Below are 2,557 nucleotides of genomic sequence, written 5' to 3'. Positions count from 1 at the left end.
CTGCTGGAAGGAGGCGGGTGCTGATGGATTTTCAATACACACCTTCTCCCTTCATGCTCCCTACTTCATATTATGATGCGAAGCGGGCGGATCATGCAGTTGCTTTTATCCAGAACCTGAAACACACAAAAGGGAAATGGGATGGGAAACCATTTCTGCTGCTCCCGTGGCAGGAGCAGATTGTCAGGGATCTTTTTGGAATCGTAAAAGCCGATGGAAAGCGTCAATTCCGGAGTGCTTATGTAGAGATACCAAAGAAGAACGGAAAGTCAGAACTGGCAGCGGCCATCGCACTGTATCTTCTCTATGGGGATGGAGAGGCAAGTGCGGAGGTGTATGGCTGCGCCAATGACCGGAGCCAGGCATCTATCGTCTTTGATGTGGCTAAAAGAATGGTAGAGAAATGCCCGGCGCTTTTAAAACGGTCAAAGATTGCTGCCGCTACCAAGCGGATTGTCAATTACCGGAATGCAGGGTTCTATCAGGTGCTTTCCGCTGAAACAGGAACAAAACATGGCCTGAATATTTCCGGACTGGTTTTTGATGAGATCCATGCACAGCCGAACCGGAAACTCTATGACGTTATGACCAAAGGTTCTGGCGATGCCCGTGAGCAGCCGCTGTTTTTTATCATCACCACGGCCGGGACGGATAAGGAAAGTATCTGTTATGAACTGCATACAAAGGCGCTGGATATCATGAATGGCCGGAAATCGGATCCTTCTTTTTATCCAGTGATCTATGGGTTAAGAGAAGAGGACGATTGGAATGATGAGAAAAACTGGTATAAAGCCAATCCTTCCCTTGGACACACCATCAGTATTGACCGTGTCAGGGATGCTTACCGGGAGGCTTTGGATAATCCGGCAGAGGAAAATGTATTTAAACAGCTGAGATTGAATATTTGGACGAATTCTGCGGTGGCGTGGATACCGGAGCATATTTATGACAGGGGAAATCAGAAGATTGATTATACTTCTCTTTTAGGCCGGGACTGCTATGCCGGACTTGACCTTTCTTCTACTTCAGATATCACGGCTCTGGTGCTGGTATTCCCTCCGAGGACAGATGGAGAGAAATACATCGTGCTTCCTTTTTTCTGGCTGCCGGAGGAAACACTGGAACTGCGCTGCCGCCGGGATCATGTCCTTTATGATGTGTGGGAGCGGCAAGGGTATATTCTCACAACGGAGGGGAACGTGATCCATTACGGCTTTATTGAACGGTTCATCGAGCAGCTGGGAGAAAAGTATCACATCATTGAAATTGCTTATGACCGCTGGAATGCTACACAGATGGTGCAGAACTTAGAAGATATGGGATTTACCATGGTTCCTTTTGGACAGGGATTTAAAGATATGTCCCCGCCATCGAAAGAACTGTACAAGCTGCTGATGGAAGGGAATATTATCCACGGCGGTAATCCGGTTCTCAAATGGATGGCCCAGAATGTAGTGATGCGGCAGGATCCGGCGGGCAATATTAAGCCGGATAAAGAAAAATCCGTGGAAAAAATCGATGGGATTGTGGCGTTAATTATGGGACTGGATCGCTGTATTCGAAGTTCACCGCCAACCAGTGTTTATGATACAAGAGGCATTCTCTTTATTTAGAAAGGGGCATGAGTGTTATGGGAATCTTATCAAGTTTATTCCGGTCAAGGGATAAGCTGTCTGACCGGACATCCGGCAGCAGTTATAGTTTCTTTATGGGAGGAAGTACCTCCGGAAAGCGGGTGAATGAGCGGACGGCCATGCAGATGACAGCGGTGTATTCCTGTGTAAGGATCCTGTCGGAGGCGGTGGCCAGCCTGCCCCTGCAGTTTTACCGGTATACCGATGACGGCGGGAAAGAGAAGGCGGTCAGCCATCCCCTCTATTTCCTGCTTCATGACGAACCGAACCCGGAGATGACGTCTTTCGTGTTCCGGGAGACACTGATGACGCATCTGCTTTTGTGGGGCAATGCCTATGCCCAGATTATCCGGAATGGAAGGGGAGAGGTGATCGCCTTATATCCTTTAATGGCAGACCGGATGTATGTGGATCGGGACGATAAAGGGCAGCTGTATTATGAGTACACGTTGAGTTCTGATGACGCACCGACCATGAAAGGTTCTGTTGTGCGTCTTTCTCCTTATGAGGTACTGCATATTCCGGGGCTGGGGTTTGACGGGCTGGTGGGATATTCGCCTATCGCTATGGCAAAGAATGCGATCGGCATGGCCATGGCCTGTGAGGAATATGGGGCGAAATTTTTTGCCAATGGTGCTGCACCATCCGGGGTGTTGGAACATCCTGGAACCATTAAGGATCCCAGCCGGGTGCGGGAAAGCTGGCAGAGGACATTTGGGGGCTCCGGTAACGCCAATAAGGTGGCGGTATTGGAAGAAGGAATGAAATATACCCCGATCTCCATTTCGCCGGAGCAGGCACAGTTTTTGGAAACAAGAAAGTTTCAGCTGGATGAAATTGCCCGGATCTTCCGGGTGCCGCCCCACATGATTGGGGATCTGGAAAAATCCTCATTTAATAATATCGAGCAGCAGTCTATGGAA

Annotated in this window: 2 protein-coding genes; both read left to right on the top strand. The window is 49.0% G+C overall.

Features of this window, described 5'->3' with window-relative positions:
• The first annotated feature begins 23 nt into the window (after positions 1-23).
• Entirely contained in the window at positions 24-1,613 is a 1,590-nt protein-coding gene (locus tag AC1WIP_RS14395) for a terminase large subunit (protein ID WP_481142476.1), read from the top strand.
• 17 nt (positions 1,614-1,630) lie between these two features.
• The coding region (locus tag AC1WIP_RS14390) for a phage portal protein (protein ID WP_481142475.1) at positions 1,631-2,557 on the top strand (927 nt) is incomplete at its 3' end.

This window comes from Acetatifactor sp. (genome assembly GCF_982438285.1).
The sequence above is the reverse complement of the archived record's forward strand: the minus strand, read 5'-3'. Positions and strand labels throughout refer to the sequence as shown.